Genomic DNA, 22,397 nt, shown 5'->3' on the forward strand with positions numbered 1-22,397 from the left:
TCTACTGTTAATTCATGATAAACAGACAAATTGTGAAAGTTCGAACCGACCAATATGGCGGGTACATTTAAAACACAAGGAGTTTAGCATGATACTAACAATGTTAAAAGGTAAAATTCACAGAGCTACTGTGACACAAGCAGAGCTTGATTATGTAGGGAGCATTACAATTGATACAGATTTATTGAATGCATCCGGAATACGAGAATATGAACAAGTTCAAATTGTAAATATCAATAATGGAGCACGTTTTAGTACATATACTATTGCCGGAGAAGCAGGTAGTGGTGTTATATGTTTAAATGGTGCTGCCGCACGACATGTACAAGTACATGATAAGATAATTATCATGTGTTATGCACAGCTTGATGAAAGCGAAGTTGAGGGCCATAAGCCTCTCGTTGTATTTGTAGATAACAATAACAAGATAAGTCATATAAAAAACTATGAGAAACATGGTTTATTAGTTGATCAAAAATAATTGTCATTGATCGAATTACAGTAGACTGTATAGGAGACTATCTTCGTATTTACAATATAACGGAGGAATATAATGGAATTTATAACAACTATCGAAAATGTACGGAATACAGTAAATAGCTGGAGAAAAGAAGGTTACACAATTGGTTTTGTACCAACCATGGGATTCTTACATGAAGGACATGCTGCATTAATAGATCAAGCTAGAAAAAATAACGATAAGGTCATTGTCTCTATATTTGTAAATCCTATTCAATTTGGAGAAAATGAAGACTTAAGTACTTACCCTCGTGATATTAATAGCGATAAAAAGTTATGTGAATCACATGGTGTCGATCTTATTTTTGCTCCAAATCCGGAGGAAATGTACCAAGATAAAAAAGCATTTGTAAATATTACGGATTTATCTGATACATTGTGTGGTATTCGCAGACCAATTCACTTTAAAGGCGTTTGCACTGTGGTGGCAAAATTCTTTAATATTATTCAACCAACAAATGCGTATTTTGGTGAAAAAGACGCACAGCAATTAGCAATTATACGTAAAATGGTCTTTGATTTAAATTTTCCTGTTAATATTATTGGCGTTCCCATTGTTCGTGAAGAAGATGGTTTAGCAAAATCTTCTCGTAATACATATTTATCTTGTGAAGAACGGAAAGCCGCTACCATATTGTATAAAGCTATTCAATTGGGAAAACAAACTATACAATATGGTTGTCCTGCTAAATGTATCATTGATACTATGACAGAAACAATACAAACCGAACCGCTTGCTAAAATAGATTATATTTCAGTTGTTGATGCTAAGACTATGCAACCTGTACAAGAGGTTACTGCCCCAGTATTAGTGGCTATGGCTATATATATTGGTTCTACACGACTTATCGATAACTTCTCATACGATCCAAATTAAGGAGAGAAGTTATGAATCATTTACTTGCACTCAACAACGTTCTTTCCAAATACTTAATTTTTATAATCCTAGGCTTTTCATGTATTGCCTATATAGTACCAGAATACTTTACTTGGGCAATCGCTTATACACCATTTTTACTTGGTATAGCCATGTTTGGAATGGGGCTTACTATTAAGTTTGAAAGCTTATGTAGTATCCTTAGGCATCCAAAAGATATTTGTATTGGTGTACTTGCACAATATACGATAATGCCTCTATTAGCTTGGGGAATTTGCCATATATTTACCTTATCACCGGATATTGTTATTGGTGTAATATTAGTAGGTTGTTGTCCCGGTGGGACAGCCAGTAATGTTATAACCTATATTGCCAATGGTGATGTCCCTTTATCTGTAGGAATGACAATTACTTCAACATTAATAGCTCCCATAGTTACACCATTATTAATCTTATATATCGGTGGCGCATGGGTAGATGTTCAAGTACTACCTATGATGATTACCATGGTAAAAGTTATTATTGTGCCAATCTTATTGGGCGCAGTAATCCAATATGTATGTAAATCACATATCAATACTTTAACCAGCATTAGTCCAATCTTCTCAATGATTGCTATTATACTGTTAATAGCAGCCATTATTGCTATTAACAAAGAGAAACTATTGATTTCTGGGCTTGAAACACTTATTGTTGTTGGTATACATAATATACTAGGTCTACTACTAGGATTAGGTGTAGGAGCACTGCTTAAATTAAGATATGATAAAACTACAGCGCTAGCAATAGAGGTAGGAATGCAAAATAGTGGTTTAGCCGTAACATTGGCAGCAACAAATTTTGCATTAAATCCATTAGCAACGCTAGTAGGGGCTATTTTTAGTGTATGGCATAATATATCAGGTGCTATTTTTGCTACTCTACGGAGAGAAAATAGTTTACATTAAAAATAAACTTTATACATGCAACAAAAAAACGGCAACAATATGTTGCCGTTTTTTTTGTTGCTTATATTCTATCTCGTACAAGACCGATTACAAGGCCCTCAATATGACAATCATCTACAATGATTGGAGCAAAATCATCATTTTCAGGTTGTAAACGAATATGACCATTTTCTTTATAAAAACGTTTTACGGTAGCCTCATCATCAATGCGAGCAACAACAACATCACCGTTATTAGCAGTATTTTGATGGCGCACGATGAGCATATCACCTTCATACATACCGATATTCATCATAGATTCGCCTTGAACACGAAGCAAGAAACAATCGGAATCACCAGTCAATTGAACTGGCAATGTAAGCGTGGACTCTAGGTTTTCTACTGCAGTAATAGGCATACCTGCTTGTACAGTGCCGATAAGAGGTACTTGTTTAAGTCCAGCCCCTAAAAACTCAAAGTTATCAGAGCTAGACGTTTCATTACCGGCTACTGAAATAGAAGGTTTAGTATCTTCTAATACAGTAATAGCACGATTTTTATTGGGATCACGTTTAATATAACCAAATTTTTCTAAAGTATTTAAGTGAGATTGAACGGTGGAAGTAGAACTTAGCCCTACATGTGTACAGATTTCACGAACTGTAGGACAACGATATTCATTATGTAATGAATCTTTTATAAATTCTAATATACGGCGCTGTTTTGTATTGATATCTGTAGCAGGGCGTCTCACGATAAACCTCCAAAGCCAATCTAATGTAAAAATAATGTTAACATTTCTATGCGTAAAAAATAACTCATATCATACTATATAATAAAAACATAAGGTATTTATTTAACTTATATCCCTATTATAGGAAATTTTGAAAGTTTTTGCAAACATTTGTTCTTAAACACTTGACCGAACATTCGTTCGTGTGCTATTATAAACATGTAAACAAACAAATGTTCTCAGATATTATGTTCGATGTAAATGTGAGGTATGAGATGAAAAATATATTGATGATGGTAGGAATGTGCTTAACAGTATTATTTGGTTATAATATGTCAAATCCTGCAACAGAGGTAAATACACATAATGTACGTGAGGTAAAGGTTCAAATAGGAGATACAATGTGGGACATTGCAGCACGTACAGCTCATAAAGATATGGATGTTCGTGAAATGGTATATGCCATGAAGGAACTTAACAATATTAGCGATTCTGGTGCACTTGTACCTGGTACAGTATTAAAAGTGCCAGCTAAAAAAATTGATAGTCCAGTTAGAGCTTTGGACTATGTGGCTCAAAACTAAATATATATGGGGATATCCCACGCAAAAAAGCAGCTACTCAATTGAGTTAGCTGCTTTTTGTTATCTAAATCGTTTCTCAAAGATCGTTGAGATAGGATTATCAACGAATTTATTGGCTTCATTAATATAACGACGAACCATATTAACACTATGATGGCGAGTTTGTCGCATAATATTACGTTCCTCAACACCATAAGCTGCTGCAGTCGTTGCGAAGCCATGACGTAAACTATGAGCGCCATACATGGTCGGATCTAGACCAATAAGAGAAATATATTTCTTTACGATTTCTGCAATCATCTTATCGGATATAGCTGTTTTACGTAAAGACATATTTTTTGTAAACCCTCTAAATACAGGTCCCTCAGTAATACCAGAAGCACGTAACCATTGTTGTAAGGCTCGTACTGCATCTAACGGAGAACCAGATAAATGTGGGATAGCTACCACTGCACCTTGACCTTCTTGATCGGCCTTAGAGGATGCTACAAAGATTTCAACACCTTGTGGTGAAAATTGAAGATTTTCTACTGTAATAGCTGCAATCTCACTGCGCCGGAAAGCACCCATAAAGCCAATCAAAAGAATAGCTTTATCGCGCAATAATTGAAGTTCCGGCACATCTAGCTTAGTCATACAGTCTATAATATCTTCAATATCTTCTAACAAAACTGGGGTTTTTCCTTGTTGGAATGTTCCTTTTAATCGTCTAATACCACGTAAGGCCTGTTTAACGATAGGAGCCATACATGGATTATCTCTTTGGCCAGAAGCATTAAAATTTTCAGATATAGCACTAATACGACGTGAAATTGTATTTGCCTTTGCATAATCTGCTAGATCGTTAATATAATTTACTATTGTTTCTGGTGTAGCTGGAAAATAAGATACCTTTTGATAAGTACACCAATCTACGAAATCGTCCCAATCCGATTCGTAAGCATCAACAGTGTTTTCAGCCTTAGATAACAATATGCTTTGTTTTGCTTTCATAGACAACTTTTTACTATTCATAAGCGCATCGTTATTGCGCAAATAGAAATGTTTTTGTTGTTTCTTAGACTTTGACATAATTCATCCTTACCCATAAAATATCAATATAATTGTACCATAGATTAGATCTTTATATGCTATAATTAGAGAATATAATAACTTATTCGGGAGCGTTTACGAATACATGACGAAGAAATACATATTAATAGGAACAGTACTCGTTCTTTTGGGTACAAGTGGTTGCTCATACATTCCAACAGAAAATATTTCTTATGGTGTATATTATAATGATACAGATCTATCAAATACACCAAAGAACGAATTACAAGCACGTTTACAAGAGGTGAATGATAAGATACCTCAGACTATATCTATCGATATGGGAAATAATAAAAAACAACAAGCCACATATCATGATTTAGGTATTCAATTCGATACAGAGGCTATGGTAAAAGCTATTTCCACATATGGCTATGAGGATGATATGTGGACAGTATTGTCACATAGATTTAATGGTTTATTTTATGGTCATCATTTTAAACCACAATATAAGTTAGACGAAGTAAAGGGTAAAACATATCTCACTGAGTTAGCAAAAACAATAGATACACCTGGCCATGATGCCTATCTTACTGTTGAAAATGGACAAGTAGTAATACATCCGTCAAAAGAAGGCAAACGTATTGATATCGATGCCACCCTGAAAAAGCTAAAAGATGATCTACAAACTAGCGATAGTATAAATTCTCTTTCTATGGTATTTACTACGCAGAATACGGTAAAAGTTACTGATACTGATCTAAAACCTTTAAATACTGTATTAGCATCTTTCACAACGGAGTATAATCCAAGTAATGAAAGCAGAACACATAATATCCAATTAGCTTCTGATAAGATAAATGGTACACTCATTAAGCCCGGTGCACAATTCTCCTTTAACGATGTAGTAGGCGAACGTACTGCAGAAGCTGGCTATGATGATGCGCCTGTTATGATTGATGGCAAATTAGTTCCAGGCATTGGTGGCGGTATTTGCCAAGTGAGTTCTACTATTTTTAATACAGCTTTATTATCTGGTATGAATATTGTTGAACGTACACCTCATTTTGAACCAGTTGGATATATTCAAGCTGGTAGAGATGCTACGGTAGCTTGGGGCTATTTAGACTTTAAGTTTAGAAATCCGTACCAACATTCTATTTATATCTTAAGTGTTATGAATAATGGTACGTTAACTATTTACATTATAGGTACAGCTGAAGATAAACCAAAAAATGTATCTATCTCTGTAGGCGATTATGGTGAGATTCCAAATAAAACAATAACTAAGGTAGATCCATCTTTAAAAGAAAAAGAGGTACAAGAGGGCCATGTAGGCTTAAAAATGAATACGTATAGAACCATTACATATGGTAACTGGGTTACTCAAACTGATTCCTTTGAGTCTGTATATGACCCTGTAGATACGATTATTACAATGCCTGCAACACCTGAAGCGCCACCTAAGAAAACAGATAAAAAGAAATCATAACTATAGCTTTTATGAAATATAGCCTAAACTATTGACCATTGTATATAAATAGTTTAGGCTATTATTTGGGCTGTAAATGAGAAATCATTATATACGTAAATAAATTAGTATAGATTAATTATTAAAATAAAAAGCATAATAAGACATTCTCAATAATTATCATTTAGGTAAAAGTAGAATAGAAGAGGAATTTATGGACACAATTTTACAATTTGATCACTCTTTAATCTTCTATGTACATGAACATTTTGTATATAGTTTTTTAACACCAATTATGGCATTTATCTCAAAAATTACAAGCAATGGCGCATTATGGATTATAATAGCCTTATTATTAATGCTACAAAAAAAATATCGTGTTTTAGGCGTGGCAATTATTATTGCTTTAGGATTTGTATTTATAATTGGCGACCAAGGTTTAAAACCAAATGTAGCGAGATTAAGACCATTTGTTGATTTTCCAAATGTAACGGTGCCGTTGGAATCTGCACTACCAAAAGCTACAAGCTATTCATTCCCATCAGGCCACAGTTTTGGTTCATTTGCATCATCTATGACGATTTACCTAGGCTTAACTCAAATAGCGCCTCAGAAGCGTTATTTAGGGATTTTAGCATTGTTAGGTTCAATAGTAGTAGCATTCTCTAGAGTTTACTTATTTGCACATTATCCAACAGATGTATTAACTGGTTTAGTATTAGGAATCATCGTAGGATTTATTGCCTGGAAGTTAGCAAGAATCGGCTGGAACTGGTGGACTAACCGCCATAATGATGTAGAATACGAACCATACACATTTAAACGTAAATAAGCAAAAAACTATATAACACAAGGGATTGGGCCATTTAGGCCCAATTTTTGACATTAAATTACTTCCGATAATATATCGTTATCGGAAGTAATTTAAAAACAAAAGAAAACTAGCCTATATTCCTATAAGCTAGTTTATGTAAGTTACTTCTAAAAATAACCAGATACATACTCATTATTTATCAACGGATTCTATTTTTTTAATATATGCAGCTAATAATGGTTCATCTATGGTGATCTTATCAAATTTAGGTTCAACGACTATATGGCCTTTATAATCCATTAGACCATATTTACTATCAGACTTATAAACAAATAAGTCTTTATAAAATGAGGTTATATCGTCATCAAAATGTGGTAATTCGAATAGTTTATAACCTGAATTTGTGGCAATCACATATTTTGTCTTATCATAAGTTGCTGTCGTAACTTTATTTAATACATAATTAGGCTTAGATGTATCTATACTATCATACACCACATCAAATAAAACACCCGTCTCAGCATTAAATATATGGCTTCCAATCGAATCCTTTAATACAAAACTACGATCACTTAATCTTTCATAAGAATCATAGTTCATTGCAACTACAGTTTGATTTAAGGAATCAATAATACCATACTTATTTTTTTCATTAGATACAATAAAATAAGAAAATTCTTTACCTAGATGTTGTATAGATTTATATTTCGCAGGAATTACTATTTCATTCTCACTCGTTCTCAATCCATACAAAGTATTTCCTTTTTTATCTACTTGAGTAAATAATTGATAAGTATCTGATGGTTTTCTACTATATAGACTTTCATCTGAATATCCATTCGTCCCTTGTCCAGCCCCTGTTGTTGACTTTTCATAGTCATGTGTATGAATAAGATTTAGTGCTTCATTTTCAGTCAGTAAAATGCCCTCTTCAGTAACAAATTTAATATAATCATCCGCAGTATGTATTTCAAATAAATTTTTCTTGTCATTTTTTGACCAGTAAAATTCAATATTATCCCAACCATCCTTTATAGGATTTCCCATAATTTGAACACCATTAGTTTTATTATATAGATACCAATAGTCACCTTTCTTTCCCAATATTAAATTTTCATTTATCGTACTATATTGATTTACTACATCATTAATAGCATAGGTACCATTGGAATTAACTAGTTTAAATCCTACATTAGTCAATGCCTTAGCCAAATCATAATCAAATTGATATTCATAGCCTGCTGGTAAATAGGCTAATTCAACTAAGTTTACATACCGCTTTTGTCCATTTTCATAAAATGATCCATATACGTATTTATTATTATATTCGTCTATATATTCTACATGTAAATTATCATAAGGACCAAGTATCCAAGTCCCTTTTTCATCGACGATAGTATTACCAGTTGGGGATTCTAATGTAATATATTCTTTTGCAGATGTTATATTACATGCAGCCAATGCTATAGCTAATCCTAATATAAATTTTCTCATATATCTCTCCATAATATTATACAACACAATAATAATTAATTTTATAATACCATATTTAACTCTTTTAATTAAATGATTCCTTTATATACGCTTACATATTATAACTGTCTAATAAAAACTTACTATTTAACCAATACTGTATATTGAATTTTTTAGAATTAGATTGTAAAATAGTAATATAAATTATCTAATTTACTCATACTTTTATGGAGGATTTATATGTGCTGGTGTGATATTGTAAGTAAAGCCAAAATTGGCGGTTTAAAACATTTAGGTAATGGCATGGAGAGTTCTTTAAGATTTCTTGCTGAAATTATTCTTAGTTTAAGTATCATTCGCGTATTAGTAAACTGGACTTTTGGTATTTAAATCTCAAAATATAATACATCATATTAAAAGGCGCTTAGTTATACTAAGCGCCTTATTTTTATATATTCAGTTATATCTAGTTATTTTCTTCACTACAGCTAATATATTACTCATATGCTTCGCTGCAATCTATGTATTCCATAATAATTTGGCAAATCTGGCCATCTTTATCAAATGCCCAGTATACTGGATATAAACCGTCGCCAAAGCCAGATTGAATCATCGGTACGGTCAATTCTGTATCAGGAATTGTAAAGTTAATCCAATCTCCTTTAGAACGTTGGAATTGTGGATATGCCATAGCATTCAATTGAAATAAATCACTATAATAATCATCGTAGATATTTTTTTCAGGGTAGTTTATATGCCATTGTTCATAAAATTTGTTATATGTCTCAATAGTTTGTGCATCTACTATTGTAGCTAAACCCGAATCTACAGGAAATCCAATATAGGTATCCCCATCATCTAAATCGGTTAAGTCTTCAGTCCCTTTTAATGCTAATTCGTAATATACAGGCTCATTACCGCTAAAAACAACTCGACTAGCTACATAACGATATTCATTTGGTTCCATTTCGATTATCTTAGTATCTAACAGATACGTACCTGGTGTTACCTGTCTAAGATATGTATCTGGTTTACTTGGCAATGTTACTAGAGGATCACAACACGTAATATATCCTGTTGGAAAATTTACCGTCCACATGGGTAATGTGTGTAACGGAAATCCTTTTAACTCTTTTCTGTTAAATAAATCATGATATGGTACGGTAGGTTTTAATTTACCTTCGGAACCTAATCGGTTAAAGGTTTGAATCCATTCGCTAGTTAATTTAGATTGTTCCATATTACTCCTCGGCTTCGTATTTACAATGAATATATTCGCCTTCTAATACTTCGTAGGCTGCGGTTTTACGTATAATTTGCTTTACTAATGTATCTAGTTTAGAACCATTTGTATAGTCTGCAGGTGCATAATAACGGATACGATGATGACGCATCATCTTATATACCTTTTCTTTATCTTTCTTAAATGGATCATATACACCTATAGAATGACCCCCATTAGCGTTCACAAGACTCATACAAGGAATATCTGTATCGCTATCCCCAATATAAATCATGTTACGGAACGGCACTCGTTGATTTTCAAGCTTAATGTAATCATTAACACCAGTATCATTAATATCAAGAATTCCTTTTTGAATACGGAACAAAAATTGTGTCTTATTCGTATAGTTAATGGCTTGTGCAGGCCAAACAGCTACACCTTTATCATCAAACATAAATGCACTGGCATAGATTTTGGTGAAAGCCCCCTCTTTTGCCATTTCAGTGCCTTCGATCATCTCTTTTAAGCCAGACGAAATAATATAATGTTCAATCTTAACGCCTTGTTCTAAGCCATATTCGCGAATACGTTCAAACCAAGTCCGTACCCCTTCGTATAATTCTACTTGATTGCCGTATTCCATGAGTTTATCTTTTGTTACATAGAAATGGCCTACAGCTTCTTGAATCATTTTGTACATATAGGCTAAGTTATTATCCATATCATGTTTTTTAGCCAATTGATTTGATTCATGCCAAAATTGTTTGATTTGCTCTTCGTTATAGCCTACCGATTGAATGAAACCTTGTGCCTGCATATCGTCAGGGGTTAATGTCTTATCAAAGTCGTAACACATTGCTAACACGGGCATAGATGAGTCAGATGATTGTAAATTATCTTTACTATCTTTCTTATACGTTATCATAAATGCACCTCCTTTTAAACTAAACCAAAAATACATTTACACTCTCTTATATTCCAGAGATACCTTCTTGACAACCCCTTTGGTATCTATTTTACACGATAAGTCAATTCATTTAATTTAGTAATTCCTCGTAATTCTCTCTAAAATAAGCTATCCTGTGTTACAGTTTCGTTTATAATCCAGCTCTTTTCCGTACTTTCTTTAATAATTTCTCTTTTTGAAAGTCTTCCAATAAGTAAACTAGAATTTGGATCATGATGTAAACGATTATATCGAACCACCGCTCGATTAGTATTAGCATAACAATAACGACAAAAGTGGCTACAGCTATCGTAGGCACCAATATCACCATGTAAATAACAATTACATTCTGGTCGTGCTGGCGCGCGTTTAGGTGCTTTTAATTTTATATTCCAGGCACTTTCATAACAATCTAAGGTTAAACACCCCTCTGTATCAGCACCAAGCTCTTTAAAGATAACTCCTTCTCCACAGGTTTTAAGATTCATATGATTGGAATGAGCTATGGAAACAAATTCTTTAATGATCTTAGTTTGAATATCTAAACTTGGTATATATCCTTCTGGAAAATTCTGAACCACCTTATCAAATATATCTAAAAAGCTAACAACAACTGTATCTGTATAACCTTTAAGGGCTTGAGCCATTTTGTAAAAGCTTTCACAATGAAAATCAACGGTATATTCATTAGTTAAAATGATAGGATCATAGCGCCACACCATAGATTGAGAATTAAGCTGTTTAGAAATATGTTTAAATCCTTCTATAACAGACGCATAAGTTGGCACGTAGGGTTCAATATCGGTTCCATAAGGCGTTATAGTCATATGCCAGTATTGTCTGTAATCAACAATTTCATTTAGTAGTGGAATAAACGGTAAAGGATTCTTTGTACAGAATGCAATACCATCTACCACCTCTTGATTAATTGGATACCGTGTCACCTGTAGGGGATTATAAGGGTTACGAACATCTACAAATCCTTCACGTATACGATTGATTAGCCATTGCCCATAAAAAGCAGGAATATCTGTACGTTGTCCAGTCTGTAATATCATAGCCCCTGCCCTTTCAGTAAAATAAAAACATAGGAGTATTATATCATATCTAATAGTAAGTATTTATGGAGTTAATGTGATTTTTGCTGTATAGTTCATTATTATTTTATGGTACTATACATACTATAGAATATGAGGAGAACTAAATTATGAATGATATTTTTGAACGCAACCATCCTATGAAGGATGATAAAGAATTTATTACATCCTATTGGACAGATCGAGCACACGATTTTGGCGCTTTACGTGCAAAAGAATTAGAAAGTCCCAAACTAAAATTATGGAGAGAAGAATTAACTTGTCATATATTTGATTCTGATAGATCTTTACGAATATTGGATATTGGATGTGGAGCCGGCTTTTTTAGTATTATACTATCTCAGCTTGGTCATACAGTTCATGGCATTGATATTACATCTAATATGATAGATGAGGCAAATCAACTAGCAGAGTCCCTCGATTGTGATGCAACCTTTTCTGTGATGGATGCAGAGAATCTAGGCTTTGATACTAATACTTTCGATATCGTTGTGGCTCGTAATGTAACGTGGAATTTACCCCATCCTGACAAAGCCTATGCCGAATGGCTTCGCGTCATTCGCCCAGGCGGTTTGATTTTAAACTATGATGCGGAACATGCTCGTAATCATCATAATGTACTACAATCTGTTCATCATGCCCATGAACATGTAAGCAACGAATTAAAAGAACGGTGTCATACCATTTATCATATGCTCGACATTTCGTCTTATACACGACCTCAATGGGATAAAGAACTACTTACTAAATTAGGTGCTAGTTCTGTTACCATTGATCTAACTGTAGGTCCGCGTATTTACAATGAGGAAGACGAGTTTTATATTCCTGTACCCATGTTCTTGGTGAAAGCAATTAAATAAATCTATATAATATATAACACAAAACCCACTCTATGATTATCATGAGTGGGTTTTGTGTTTAGATTAACTGCTAATTACTAAAATATACCTGAGCTTTATCAATCTCTGCCCGTAGTTTTTCTTCATCAATTGTAAGCAGTTCTTTGTCTTTCATAAGAACTTTACCACCCACAATTGTAGTATTTACATCGGAGCTATTAGCAGAGTATACAAGAGCTGCTAAATCATTGTAACGAGGCATCCAGTGCATACCAGATACATCATATAGCACGATATCTGCACGATAGCCTTTATCTAATACACCAAGATCTGTATATCCCAATGCTTTTGCACCTTCTACAGTGCCCATGTTCCATGCGGCTTGAGCAGGAATAGCCTTTGGATCATAAAGACGTGCTTTATGTAATGTTGCTGCAAGACGTACTTCTTCAAGCATATCAGCATTATTATTAGAAGCGGAGCCATCTGTACCAAGACCAACCGTAATACCTTTGGCAATCATTTCAGGTACTGGTGCAATACCGCTAGCTAATTTTAAATTAGATTGTGGATTATGCGCTACGGCTACATTATTTTCAGACATAATAGCCATATCTTCGTCTGTCACATGAACGCAGTGTGCGGCTAAGGTAGTATTCCAGAATAAACCTAAATCATGCATATGCGCAATTGGTGTCTTACCAGTAGCTTTCATAACAGTCTCCACTTCTCCTTTTGTTTCGGACAAGTGCATATGAATACCACAATTTAATTCATGAGATAAGGCAATCACCTTTTCCATATAATCATCAGGGCAAGTATATGGTGCATGTGGTCCAAGCAATACTTTGATGCGGTCATTATCAAAGCCGTTCCAAGTGCGGAATAAGTCAGCATTTTCAACTAATGCTTGATCTGCTGTTGGGGATACACCGGCTAAGCCACGTGACAATACAGAGCGAATACCTGTTTCTTTTACCACCTCAGCAGTAGTATTCATAAAGAAATACATGTCGCTAAATGTAGTGGTACCAGTGCGCAACATTTCAGCAATACCGAGTTGTGTGCCGTACCGTACATAATCGTCATTTAATTTTGCTTCTGTTGGCCAAATAGCCGTTTCAAGCCATTCCATAAGCTCAAGATCATCTGCATAGTTTCTAAATAGACCCATCGCAATATGAGTATGTGTATTTACAAGACCTGGCGTAGCCAATTGACCTTTACCGTCTAGTACTTCCTTAGCAGAGACTTTTACCTTTTCAGCTTCACTATCGTTTAAAATAGCTGTAATATAACCATTATTAATTGCAATGGCATGATTTTTTAGAACCCCCTCATCGGTGAGGACGTCTACATGAGTAATCAATAAATCAGACATAGTCTTCCCTCATAGGTATAACCGAGCCATGATAGCTCGGTTATATTTGTTTAATTTGAAAGCTAGTATAGTTTAGATACAAAATGTATTACAGAAACCATTATATTTCAATACAGTATTAGTTTACTTTTGTTAGATAATCGATTTGTTCTTGTGTTAAAGAATCTAAGTCATAGCCCATGGAGTTCAACTTAAGTTTAGCGATTTCCACATCTAATTCATGAGGCAATACGTATACTTTTGGATCCATTTCTTTACCGTTTTTCAAGATATACTCTGCAGCAAGGGCTTGCATAGCAAATGACAAGTCCATAATTTCTGCAGGGTGACCATCGCCAGCTGCAAGGTTTACTAGACGGCCTTCAGCCAATATATAGAGTTTACGACCATCAGACATAGTATAGCCTTCGATGTTTTGGCGAACCCTTTCGTGGCTTACAGCAAGTTCAGTAAGATCAGAAACATTCACTTCGCAGTCAAAGTGACCAGCATTACATAAGATAGCTTTATCTTTCATCACTTTGTAATGCTCTTTTACAATAACATCTTTACAACCTGTTACAGTACAGAAGATATCCCCAACCTTAGCGGCTTCAATCATAGGCAATACTTTGAAGCCATCAAATACAGCCTCTATAGCTTTAATTGGATCTACTTCAGTTACATATACGTGTGCACCAAGGCCTTTTGCGCGCATCGCAACGCCTTTACCACACCAGCCATAACCAGCAACAACAACGTTCTTACCTGTTACAGTCAAGTTCGTAGTGCGCATGATACCATCCCAAACGGACTGACCTGTACCATAGCGATTATCGAAAAGATATTTACAGTAAGAGTCATTTACAGCAATCATAGGGAATGTTAATTGTTTAGCGTTCTCTAATGCATATAAACGATGTACACCTGTTGTAGTTTCTTCACTCCCCCCTAACAAACGTTCTTTTGCATCTTGTCGTGTAGTATGCAATAGATTTACTAAATCACCACCATCATCAATGATAATATGTGGTTTATGATCAAGTGCTTTATGGAGGAAGTTAAAATATTCTTCATCAGTACAATCGTACCAAGCATATACAGTAATGCCCATATCTACAAGACCTGCAGCTACATCGTCTTGTGTAGACAACGGATTGGAGCCCGTTACAATTACATCTGCACCACCGCGTTTTAATACAGTCGCAAGGTATGCTGTTTTTGCTTCCAAGTGAACACTAACAACAATTGTTTGGCCTTTGAAAGTTTGTTCTGCTTCAAAACGGTCACCTAATGTGTTTAATGTAGGCATAAAGTTAGAAACCCAATCAATTTTTTTGCGACCTTCTGTTGCTAAATTTATGTCTCTAATTAAAGATTGCATAATATCTCCTTTTACTCATACAAGTAGATACAATAAAATAAATAGTTGATAGTAAATCTACTTAGATTTATTGATATTATATAATGTTGTTAATATCGTTGTAGATACTTACTTATATAGATAATATATTGCTTATATTTTGAATGCTTAATAAGCTAATCATTAAGATAATAGATTATTTAGATTCTACAATCTGGCGTAGCTTACCGATTGATTCTTCATAATTTGGAGTCAATACTCCCTCTTCGGTGATAATCGCTGTTACAAGTTCATGAGGTGTTACATCAAATGCAGGATTAAGTACATCAATACCACTAGGGGCTGTTTGAACACCGTGTAAAGCGGTTACTTCATCATCGTTACGCATCTCAATAGGAATATCGCTACCATTTTCCAAAGTAAAATCAAATGTACTATAAGGAGCGGCTACATAAAACGGAATATTGTGGAATTTAGCTAGTACAGCCACACCATAGGTACCAATCTTATTGGCTACATCCCCTTTTGTAGTGATGCGGTCAGCACCGACGATAACGGCATCAATTAATCCATGTTGCATCGCATAGGCTGCCATATTATCTGTTTCAAGAGTAATAGGAATACCATCCTCGTAAAGTTCAAAGGCTGTGAGTCGAGCACCTTGTAATAATGGACGTGTTTCATCAGCATACACGCGTTCCAGTTGTCCATTTTCATGTAATTTACGAACAACACCAAGTGCTGTTCCTAGACCACCTGTAGCTAGTGCACCCGCATTACAATGAGTTAAGATGCGAATATTCTTTTTACCTTCAAATAATGTAGAACCTGCTTCGGCCATACGTCTATTCAAAGACACATCTTCTTCGTGAATGATAATAGCCTCTTTTGTAATGAGGTCTACTACTTCACTCATTGAGGACATACTGTCAACATTAGTTTTCACAAGAGAAATGACACGATCTACAGCCCAAGCTAAGTTGATTGCCGTAGGGCGAGTTTCTTTTAAGATCTCACTAAACTCATATAAGCTTGTAAGTTGTTCACTAAATGGCGCCTCTAAACGTCCTGCTTCCATAGCAGCTAAAATGAGACCATAACTAGCAGCTACGCCAATAGCAGGTGCGCCACGAACGCGAAGCATTTTAATAGCTTCGGCCACTTGGCGCCAATCTGTACAGTGAACGTATGTAATTTCAGTAGGCAATTTAGTTTGATCTAATAGTACCAGCGTATCTTTACGCCATTCAATATTAATCATAACTTCTCCTTCGATAAACTATTGTGTATCATTATGAGTTGATTATAGTTTAAAACCACCATATTCATGCATGCGATTATGAGCATCATAACGAGCATCCACATCGATTGCATCAATAGCTCCTAAGATAAGAGATTTTAGTTGAGCCGCCATATTGCCCATCATTTCTACAACTTCCGCATGTGTCAAAGCAGATTCAGAAATACCTGCTGCATAGTTGGTAATCATAGAAATCGTAGCATATGCCATTTCAGCTTCATTCGCTAAATTTACTTCCGGTACATTTGTCATACCTACTGTATCGCCACCGAGCATGTGGAACATTTTGATTTCTGCAGGAGTCTCAAAACGAGGGCCTTCAGTACATACATAGGTACCGCCATTATGTATCGTAAGGCCTTGTTCCGTACCTACCTTTTGAAGAATATCACGTAATTCAGGGCAGTATGGATTTGTTACATCAAGATGTGCCACTGGACGGTCCCCACCTTCATAAAACGTAGTGATGCGGTTCTTTGTAAAATCTAAGAATTGGTCAGTCAACACAAAATGACCTGGCTTAAAGTTCTCATTTAAAGAACCTACTGCTGTCGTGGAGATAATAAATGTAACGCCTAGTTTTTTGAGGCCCCAAATATTAGCACGATAGTTAATTTTGTGTGGAGGAATTGTATGATCTTTGCCGTGACGAGCTACAAAGATTACAGTTTTCCCATGGTATGTACCTTGTACATAATCTATTTCACCATATGGTGTCATTAAGGATTCTTCATGAATATTTTCAAAGATGGACGGATCATAAACACCAGTACCACCAATTATGCCAATTGCACTCATTGTGACCTCCTATTATTAATAACTCTATCTTTTATTTTCTCATAGAATAGAAAAACAGGCTATAGGAAAAACCTAGTAGCCTGTATTTTTTCTACATATTATAAAGTTTTTATTGAATTGGACCTTTTGGGATGAACATATCTTGTAACTCTTCACGTGTGAAATGATATTTTTCATTACAATAATGGCAAACAAGCTCTGTTACGTCATCTTCCAAAATAGCATTCTTATCTTCTTCACGTAATGTCATTAGCACACTGGCAAAGCGATCACGACCACAACGACATTGGAAATGAATTGGTTCATTATATACTTCATTCACAGTTAAACCATCGAGAACACGTTCCATAAGACCTTTACCATCTGGGTTTGCTTTCAAATATTCTGTAATAGGACCAAGTTCATTAATATTCTTTTCTACTTGTGCTAATGCTTCATCTGTAGCATCCGGTAAGGCTTGTACGATAAAACCTCCAGCTACAACCGTATGGTAATCTGGATCTACTAATACACCTAAACTAATCGTAGACGGTACTTGTTCAGATGCATATAAATAATATGCCAAATCCTCTGCTACTTCACCACTTTGAATCGGGCTTGTAGAAGTATAGTCTTGCGCTAACTGCGTGAAACGAGTCACTTGCACTTCCCCATTATGACCTACGGCAGAACCAACATCAAGCTTACCAGCATGCTTTAAAGGTACATCAACATGTGGATCATCTACATAGCCTCGAACCGTATTATCAGAGAATGCATCTACATGAACTACACCTAGTGGACCATCACCTTTAATACGAAGACTTACGTTTTCATGGTTTTTAAAATCCCCAGCTAATAAAATAGCTCCCGACATAGCACGACCTAAAGCAGCTGTTGCTACAGGCCATAAATCATGACGTACACGAGCTGTTTCAACTGTATCGGTTGTTACAGCTAAAGACATACGAACCCCTTCTCGGGTTGTAAAACGTTTTATATAATCCATTCTATCATTCCTTATTTCTACTGATTTTATTAAGGTATTACTTTTATATTGCTTATATAGTATATCATGTCAAATATTTAACTTTCAATAATAGAGAATATATGTTCGTCTAGTCTTATTTAAATTTAAAAGAACATATTTTCGATGATATAAAAACACCCAGTACCATAAGATACTGAGTGTTATATATACAATTCTTAGATTTGATCGATAAGGTTAACCATTTCGATTGCACCCATCGCACAATCATAACCTTTATTACCCGCTTTTGTACCTGCGCGTTCGATAGCTTGCTCAATGTTTTCAGTAGTTACTACACCAAACATAACAGGAATACCAGTTTCCAAAGATACATGTGCGATACCTTTGGCTACTTCGTTGCATACATAATCATAATGAGTAGTGGCCCCACGAATAACAGCACCTACACAAATAACTGCATCATAACGACCAGATAAAGCTGCTTTCTTAGCAATCAAAGGAATCTCATAAGCACCTGGAACCCAAATTACTGTAATATCCTCTTGTTTAACATCGTGACGAAGTAAACAATCTTCAGCGCCTCCGATTAATTTAGATGTAATGAACTCGTTGAAACGAGAACCGATAATAGCAAATTTCTTACCAGTACCTAATAAGTTACCTTCTTGAACCATCATTATATTGACCTCCTTTATTCCATCTAAGGAAATATATATGTAACGACCGAGTTATATGGTGAAAGTTAATTAGTCTTCTAACATATGACCCATTTTCTCTTCTTTTGTTTTTAAATAGCCTGCATTAAATTTATTTGCAGCAATGATGAGTGGTACACGGCTAGTTACATTGATTCCCCAATGTTCTAAGCCATGACGCTTTTCGGGATTGTTAGTTAATAAGCGGATGCTTTTAATACCCAAGAAACGGATAATTTGAGCCGCTAAGGAGTATTCACGCATATCTGCAGGGAAGCCTAATTGTTCATTTGCTTCTACTGTATCAAGGCCCTGTTCTTGTAATGCATAGGCTTTAATTTTATTGGTCAAACCAATGCCACGGCCCTCTTGTCGCATATATACAACAACGCCTTTGCCTTCTTTTTCAATGGCGCGCAACGCATTGTCTAATTGTTCGCCACAATCACAGCGCTTAGAACCAAATACATCGCCTGTTAAACATTCAGAATGAATACGTACAAGCACATCGCTACAATCTTGAACATTGCCCTTTACGATAGCTAAATGCTCTTTATGATCCAATTCATTTTTAAATACAAAGATATTAAAATCACCAAATTTAGTAGGCAACTTAGAACAAGCACCAAGCTCAACCATATCTTCATGTTGTTTACGATATTCTATAAGTTCTGCTACAGAAGCAATTTTCAAGTCATGCTCCTTAGCAAATTTCATAAGATCTGGCAAACGGGCCATATCGCCATCGTCTTTAGTAATTTCACAAATAACGGCAGCCTCTTGTAACCCTGCTAGGCGACAAAGGTCGATAGATGTCTCAGTATGACCTTGACGTACCAATACGCCGCCCTCTTTATATACAAGTGGAAATACGTGACCTGGACGACGGAAATCTTGAGGTTTCGCATTAGGATCTAATAGTTTTTGAATTGTATAAGCACGCTCTGCAGGAGATACGCCTGTTGTAGTATCTACATGATCCACAGTCACAGTAAAAGCAGTTTCATGGTTATCAGTATTTTTGGTAACCATTGCGGGAATCCCAAGTTTTTCTAACGCTTCGCGGCGCATAGGCGTACATACGATACCGCGGGCGTATTTAACCATGAAGTTAATATTTTCTTGCGTCGCAAACTCTGCAGCAATGATAAGATCGCCTTCGTTTTCACGGCTTTCATCATCAACGATAATAACAGGTTTACCAGCTTTAAGGTCTTGTAAGACCTCATTAATAGAATGTAATTGTTCGCTCATAGGAACGCTCCTTACTTATATAAATCCATTCTCTACTAAGAGGGATTGCATAGATTTTTTAGGCTTTTCTTCGGTAGGTTCACTACCAAGATTCATAAAATGACGAATATATCGTCCAGCAATATCCGTTTCTAAATTGACCTCTGTTCCAATATGAGCAAAACCTAAAATGGTTTCACTCAAAGTGTGAGGAATGATAGAGACGGAAAAACTACTGTCTGTTCGTCGCATAATTGTGAGGCTAATTCCATCGATGGTAATGGAGCCCTTATAGATAACATAATCCATAACAGATTTTGGAGCTTCGATAGTAAAGATAATGGCATTATCGGTTTGTTCACGATTAATAATACGACCTGTACCATCTACATGGCCTGCCACAATATGACCACCAAATCTACCATTAGCAAGCATAGCTCGCTCTAAGTTGACTGGTTGATAGACTTTCAAATTAGTAAACGTAGTCATCTTAATGGATTCTGGCATCACATCCGCTGTAAATATACTATTGCCAATCGTTGTGGCCGTCAAGCACACCCCATTAACAGCTACGGAATCACCAACTTTTAAATCGCTAAAAATTTTTTCTCCTCGAATTGTTATGGCTAAGGATTTAGGGCCCTTTTTTATGTTCTCGATGCGGCCGATTTCTTCAACGATTCCCGTGAACATAAGCGCCCCTCCTTCCTTGACGATATGCTTCAATGCGAATGTTATTATCTAATACTTTAGTCTTGGTGAAAGTTAATTGCGGTGAAACCTCTAAACTTTCAAAACCTCGACCTCCTACAGCAGGTGTTGCATCGTTACCACCAATAATGGTATTTCCAATATATGTTACGACCTTATCAAAGTTCTTCGTTTCCACAAAGGAACTGATAATTGCAGATCCACCTTCAACAAGAATAGATGTGTAACCTAGTTCACCTAGTTTTGTAAGAATATCATCGATAGATAATTTCTTAATATCTATGACAATGTCTGTGCTCTTGCTTTTACGAGTAGAAATAGATTCTACTACGGTTACTTGAGCACCAACTTGTTCTAAGGCTTGTATCCGATCCTTAGGACAACCTTTAGATACGAATATATGAATCTTGCGATTATTTATTTCAAAGACACGACTAGTAGTAGGTGTTCTACCAAGACTATCCAAGATAATTACATTTGGTTGATGAATCGTAATCGGTTCATCAAGTATGCTTTTATCTAATAACGCATCTGATAATTCACTATCCGTTAAACGACAATTTAACTGTGGATTATCTGCCAAAATTGTACCAATTCCAACGAGCATGGCATCATGCGTGGCACGCAACACATGTCCATCACGACGAGAGGACTCATTTGTAATCCATTGAGATTGTCCAGTAGATGTAGCAATTTTCCCATCTAGTGACATAGCACTTTTTAGAGTGACAAAAGGCTTACCTGTCTGTATATAGGTAAAGAAATGCTCATTTAGTTCAGCACATTCATCACTACATACGGGGCAAACAACCTCAATACCTGCTTCACGAAGTAACTCCATTCCTTTTCCAGAAACTAGTGGATTTGGATCCGTACTACCTACTATTACTTTAGCTATACCAGCCTCAATGATACGAAGCGCACAAGGTGGTGTTTTTCCATAATGGGAACATGGCTCTAATGTTACGTATAAAGTAGCACCTTTGGCATTATCACCTGCTTGATTTAGTGCATGCACCTCAGCATGAGCTGTACCAGCTTTATGGTGATAACCTTCACCGATTATTGTATTATCTTTTACCACAACAGCACCAACCAAAGGATTTGGTGAGGTGTGACCTGTGGCTAATTTTGCCAGTTCAATGGCGCGCTTCATATATACTACGTCATCCACCATATCACCTCAATAAAAAAAGGACTATTACATAGTCCTTGGGTCATCATAAATGCGCACAACAAACGTGCCTCGTCTTTTCTCATCCAGACTCTACTGTCGGTATCGGAATTGCACCGATTCATACCAAGAAGGTTCGCGGACTTTACCGCCGGTAAGGAATTTCACCTATCCCCAAAGACTTATCTATTTTGTTTATGAATTAATAGTAACACTTTTATTAATGTTATGCAAGAATAATAGTTTTATATTGAGAA

General features: G+C 35.6%; 23 protein-coding genes and 1 riboswitch. Of the genes, 8 read left to right on the plus strand and 15 right to left on the minus strand.

All coding sequences use genetic code 11. The features are described 5' to 3' along the window. Nucleotides 1-88: 88 nt before the first annotated feature. The 3 genes from panD (at nucleotide 89) to HMPREF1865_RS08310 (ending at nucleotide 2,343) form a co-directional block, all read left to right on the plus strand. Nucleotides 89-481 carry an aspartate 1-decarboxylase gene (panD, locus tag HMPREF1865_RS08300; RefSeq protein WP_060919804.1) on the plus strand — a complete coding sequence of 131 codons (393 nt, stop codon included), beginning with the start codon at nucleotides 89-91 and terminating at the stop codon, nucleotides 479-481. Nucleotides 482-553: 72 nt separating this feature from the next. Then, complete coding sequence (gene panC, locus HMPREF1865_RS08305; protein ID WP_060919805.1) at nucleotides 554-1,396, plus strand: pantoate--beta-alanine ligase; 843 nt, start codon at nucleotides 554-556, stop codon at nucleotides 1,394-1,396. Between the two features lie 11 nt (nucleotides 1,397-1,407). After that, nucleotides 1,408-2,343 carry a bile acid:sodium symporter family protein gene (locus HMPREF1865_RS08310; protein ID WP_024061663.1) on the plus strand — a complete coding sequence of 312 codons (936 nt, stop codon included), beginning with the start codon at nucleotides 1,408-1,410 and terminating at the stop codon, nucleotides 2,341-2,343. A gap of 61 nt (nucleotides 2,344-2,404) precedes the next feature. Here the strand turns inward: HMPREF1865_RS08310 and lexA are convergent, their stop codons facing one another. After that, nucleotides 2,405-3,076 (minus strand): transcriptional repressor LexA, encoded by a 672-nt coding sequence (lexA, locus tag HMPREF1865_RS08315; RefSeq protein WP_024061662.1) that lies wholly within the window; start codon nucleotides 3,074-3,076, stop codon nucleotides 2,405-2,407. 254 nt (nucleotides 3,077-3,330) lie between these two features. On the opposite strand from lexA, the gene HMPREF1865_RS08320 reads away from it, so the two are divergent. After that, nucleotides 3,331-3,639, plus strand: coding sequence for a LysM peptidoglycan-binding domain-containing protein (locus HMPREF1865_RS08320; protein WP_042977698.1), 309 nt, complete (start codon nucleotides 3,331-3,333; stop codon nucleotides 3,637-3,639). Between the two features lie 60 nt (nucleotides 3,640-3,699). On the opposite strand, the gene HMPREF1865_RS08325 is transcribed toward HMPREF1865_RS08320, so the two are convergent. Further along, nucleotides 3,700-4,710, minus strand: a complete 1,011-nt coding sequence (locus HMPREF1865_RS08325; protein ID WP_060919806.1) for a site-specific integrase — start codon at nucleotides 4,708-4,710, stop codon at nucleotides 3,700-3,702. Between the two features lie 106 nt (nucleotides 4,711-4,816). Between HMPREF1865_RS08325 and HMPREF1865_RS08330 the strand changes: the two genes are divergently transcribed. Both HMPREF1865_RS08330 and HMPREF1865_RS08335 read left to right on the plus strand, forming a co-directional pair. Next, nucleotides 4,817-6,163: a VanW family protein gene (locus HMPREF1865_RS08330; RefSeq protein WP_060919807.1), complete on the plus strand. Its 1,347-nt coding sequence runs from the start codon at nucleotides 4,817-4,819 to the stop codon at nucleotides 6,161-6,163. 193 nt (nucleotides 6,164-6,356) lie between these two features. Further along, entirely contained in the window at nucleotides 6,357-6,974 is a 618-nt protein-coding gene (locus HMPREF1865_RS08335; protein WP_004695848.1) for a phosphatase PAP2 family protein, read from the plus strand. A 174-nt stretch (nucleotides 6,975-7,148) separates the two neighbouring features. Here HMPREF1865_RS08335 and HMPREF1865_RS08340 read toward each other — a convergent pair whose 3' ends face one another. Next, nucleotides 7,149-8,450 (minus strand): WG repeat-containing protein, encoded by a 1,302-nt coding sequence (locus HMPREF1865_RS08340; protein ID WP_060919808.1) that lies wholly within the window; start codon nucleotides 8,448-8,450, stop codon nucleotides 7,149-7,151. A gap of 219 nt (nucleotides 8,451-8,669) precedes the next feature. Here HMPREF1865_RS08340 and HMPREF1865_RS09595 point away from each other — a divergent pair, with 219 nt between their 5' ends. Continuing rightward, nucleotides 8,670-8,819: a hypothetical protein gene (locus tag HMPREF1865_RS09595; protein WP_012864375.1), complete on the plus strand. Its 150-nt coding sequence runs from the start codon at nucleotides 8,670-8,672 to the stop codon at nucleotides 8,817-8,819. A 106-nt stretch (nucleotides 8,820-8,925) separates the two neighbouring features. On the opposite strand, the gene HMPREF1865_RS08345 is transcribed toward HMPREF1865_RS09595, so the two are convergent. From HMPREF1865_RS08345 to HMPREF1865_RS08355, 3 genes are all read right to left on the minus strand, one after another. Continuing rightward, complete coding sequence (locus HMPREF1865_RS08345; protein ID WP_060919809.1) at nucleotides 8,926-9,669, minus strand: DUF4241 domain-containing protein; 744 nt, start codon at nucleotides 9,667-9,669, stop codon at nucleotides 8,926-8,928. Nucleotide 9,670: 1 nt separating this feature from the next. Then, nucleotides 9,671-10,579, minus strand: a complete 909-nt coding sequence (locus HMPREF1865_RS08350) for an HAD family hydrolase (RefSeq protein ID WP_060919810.1) — start codon at nucleotides 10,577-10,579, stop codon at nucleotides 9,671-9,673. 140 nt (nucleotides 10,580-10,719) lie between these two features. Further along, entirely contained in the window at nucleotides 10,720-11,658 is a 939-nt protein-coding gene (locus HMPREF1865_RS08355; RefSeq protein ID WP_060919811.1) for a DUF1848 domain-containing protein, read from the minus strand. Between the two features lie 149 nt (nucleotides 11,659-11,807). Between HMPREF1865_RS08355 and HMPREF1865_RS08360 the strand changes: the two genes are divergently transcribed. Beyond that, on the plus strand, nucleotides 11,808-12,557 hold the full coding sequence (locus HMPREF1865_RS08360) for a class I SAM-dependent methyltransferase (RefSeq protein WP_060919812.1): 750 nt from the start codon (nucleotides 11,808-11,810) through the stop codon (nucleotides 12,555-12,557). A gap of 70 nt (nucleotides 12,558-12,627) precedes the next feature. Here the strand turns inward: HMPREF1865_RS08360 and HMPREF1865_RS08365 are convergent, their stop codons facing one another. The 9 genes from HMPREF1865_RS08365 to ribD form a co-directional block, all read right to left on the minus strand. Beyond that, complete coding sequence (locus HMPREF1865_RS08365; RefSeq protein ID WP_004697167.1) at nucleotides 12,628-13,917, minus strand: amidohydrolase; 1,290 nt, start codon at nucleotides 13,915-13,917, stop codon at nucleotides 12,628-12,630. 118 nt (nucleotides 13,918-14,035) lie between these two features. Next, on the minus strand, nucleotides 14,036-15,280 hold the full coding sequence (locus tag HMPREF1865_RS08370) for an adenosylhomocysteinase (protein ID WP_060919813.1): 1,245 nt from the start codon (nucleotides 15,278-15,280) through the stop codon (nucleotides 14,036-14,038). Between the two features lie 175 nt (nucleotides 15,281-15,455). Beyond that, on the minus strand, nucleotides 15,456-16,520 hold the full coding sequence (gene mtnA, locus HMPREF1865_RS08375; protein ID WP_024061654.1) for an S-methyl-5-thioribose-1-phosphate isomerase: 1,065 nt from the start codon (nucleotides 16,518-16,520) through the stop codon (nucleotides 15,456-15,458). Between the two features lie 42 nt (nucleotides 16,521-16,562). After that, entirely contained in the window at nucleotides 16,563-17,357 is a 795-nt protein-coding gene (gene mtnP / locus HMPREF1865_RS08380; RefSeq protein ID WP_021148163.1) for an S-methyl-5'-thioadenosine phosphorylase, read from the minus strand. A 109-nt stretch (nucleotides 17,358-17,466) separates the two neighbouring features. After that, the gene (gene hslO / locus HMPREF1865_RS08385) at nucleotides 17,467-18,345 is read right to left on the minus strand and encodes an Hsp33 family molecular chaperone HslO (RefSeq protein WP_060919814.1); all 879 of its coding nucleotides are present in this window, start codon (nucleotides 18,343-18,345) and stop codon (nucleotides 17,467-17,469) included. Between the two features lie 197 nt (nucleotides 18,346-18,542). Beyond that, entirely contained in the window at nucleotides 18,543-19,004 is a 462-nt protein-coding gene (gene ribH, locus HMPREF1865_RS08390) for a 6,7-dimethyl-8-ribityllumazine synthase (RefSeq protein ID WP_004697404.1), read from the minus strand. Nucleotides 19,005-19,073: 69 nt separating this feature from the next. Then, nucleotides 19,074-20,276 carry a bifunctional 3,4-dihydroxy-2-butanone-4-phosphate synthase/GTP cyclohydrolase II gene (locus tag HMPREF1865_RS08395; RefSeq protein ID WP_060919815.1) on the minus strand — a complete coding sequence of 401 codons (1,203 nt, stop codon included), beginning with the start codon at nucleotides 20,274-20,276 and terminating at the stop codon, nucleotides 19,074-19,076. A gap of 15 nt (nucleotides 20,277-20,291) precedes the next feature. Further along, nucleotides 20,292-20,948: a riboflavin synthase gene (locus HMPREF1865_RS08400; RefSeq protein ID WP_060919816.1), complete on the minus strand. Its 657-nt coding sequence runs from the start codon at nucleotides 20,946-20,948 to the stop codon at nucleotides 20,292-20,294. Then, complete coding sequence (gene ribD, locus HMPREF1865_RS08405) at nucleotides 20,929-22,143, minus strand: bifunctional diaminohydroxyphosphoribosylaminopyrimidine deaminase/5-amino-6-(5-phosphoribosylamino)uracil reductase RibD (protein WP_060919817.1); 1,215 nt, start codon at nucleotides 22,141-22,143, stop codon at nucleotides 20,929-20,931. The genes HMPREF1865_RS08400 and ribD overlap by 20 nt, the downstream gene beginning before the upstream one ends. Before the next feature lie 67 nt (nucleotides 22,144-22,210). Then, nucleotides 22,211-22,326: riboswitch (FMN riboswitch) on the minus strand. Nucleotides 22,327-22,397: the final 71 nt, after the last annotated feature.

The organism is Veillonella parvula (assembly GCF_001553335.1).
Classification (GTDB): Bacteria; Bacillota; Negativicutes; order Veillonellales; family Veillonellaceae; genus Veillonella; species Veillonella parvula_S.

Excerpts from the sequence above, each read along its gene's own strand:
- HMPREF1865_RS08360 (WP_060919812.1), top strand. The coding sequence starts at position 11,808 with ATGAATGATATTTTTGAACGCAACCATCCTATGAAGGATGATAAAGAA.
- HMPREF1865_RS08310 (WP_024061663.1), top strand. The coding sequence starts at position 1,408 with ATGAATCATTTACTTGCACTCAACAACGTTCTTTCCAAATACTTAATT.
- ribH (WP_004697404.1), bottom strand. The coding sequence starts at position 19,004 with ATGATGGTTCAAGAAGGTAACTTATTAGGTACTGGTAAGAAATTTGCT.
- HMPREF1865_RS08330 (WP_060919807.1), top strand. The coding sequence starts at position 4,817 with ATGACGAAGAAATACATATTAATAGGAACAGTACTCGTTCTTTTGGGT.
- HMPREF1865_RS08325 (WP_060919806.1), bottom strand. The coding sequence starts at position 4,710 with ATGTCAAAGTCTAAGAAACAACAAAAACATTTCTATTTGCGCAATAAC.
- HMPREF1865_RS08355 (WP_060919811.1), bottom strand. The coding sequence starts at position 11,658 with ATGATATTACAGACTGGACAACGTACAGATATTCCTGCTTTTTATGGG.
- HMPREF1865_RS08395 (WP_060919815.1), bottom strand. The coding sequence starts at position 20,276 with ATGAGCGAACAATTACATTCTATTAATGAGGTCTTACAAGACCTTAAA.
- ribD (WP_060919817.1), bottom strand. The coding sequence starts at position 22,143 with ATGGTGGATGACGTAGTATATATGAAGCGCGCCATTGAACTGGCAAAA.
- mtnP (WP_021148163.1), bottom strand. The coding sequence starts at position 17,357 with ATGAGTGCAATTGGCATAATTGGTGGTACTGGTGTTTATGATCCGTCC.
- mtnA (WP_024061654.1), bottom strand. The coding sequence starts at position 16,520 with ATGATTAATATTGAATGGCGTAAAGATACGCTGGTACTATTAGATCAA.
- HMPREF1865_RS08365 (WP_004697167.1), bottom strand. The coding sequence starts at position 13,917 with ATGTCTGATTTATTGATTACTCATGTAGACGTCCTCACCGATGAGGGG.
- HMPREF1865_RS08400 (WP_060919816.1), bottom strand. The coding sequence starts at position 20,948 with ATGTTCACGGGAATCGTTGAAGAAATCGGCCGCATCGAGAACATAAAA.
- HMPREF1865_RS08340 (WP_060919808.1), bottom strand. The coding sequence starts at position 8,450 with ATGAGAAAATTTATATTAGGATTAGCTATAGCATTGGCTGCATGTAAT.
- hslO (WP_060919814.1), bottom strand. The coding sequence starts at position 18,345 with ATGGATTATATAAAACGTTTTACAACCCGAGAAGGGGTTCGTATGTCT.
- panD (WP_060919804.1), top strand. The coding sequence starts at position 89 with ATGATACTAACAATGTTAAAAGGTAAAATTCACAGAGCTACTGTGACA.
- HMPREF1865_RS08345 (WP_060919809.1), bottom strand. The coding sequence starts at position 9,669 with ATGGAACAATCTAAATTAACTAGCGAATGGATTCAAACCTTTAACCGA.
- HMPREF1865_RS08370 (WP_060919813.1), bottom strand. The coding sequence starts at position 15,280 with ATGCAATCTTTAATTAGAGACATAAATTTAGCAACAGAAGGTCGCAAA.
- panC (WP_060919805.1), top strand. The coding sequence starts at position 554 with ATGGAATTTATAACAACTATCGAAAATGTACGGAATACAGTAAATAGC.
- HMPREF1865_RS08335 (WP_004695848.1), top strand. The coding sequence starts at position 6,357 with ATGGACACAATTTTACAATTTGATCACTCTTTAATCTTCTATGTACAT.
- HMPREF1865_RS08320 (WP_042977698.1), top strand. The coding sequence starts at position 3,331 with ATGAAAAATATATTGATGATGGTAGGAATGTGCTTAACAGTATTATTT.
- HMPREF1865_RS09595 (WP_012864375.1), top strand. The coding sequence starts at position 8,670 with ATGTGCTGGTGTGATATTGTAAGTAAAGCCAAAATTGGCGGTTTAAAA.
- HMPREF1865_RS08350 (WP_060919810.1), bottom strand. The coding sequence starts at position 10,579 with ATGATAACGTATAAGAAAGATAGTAAAGATAATTTACAATCATCTGAC.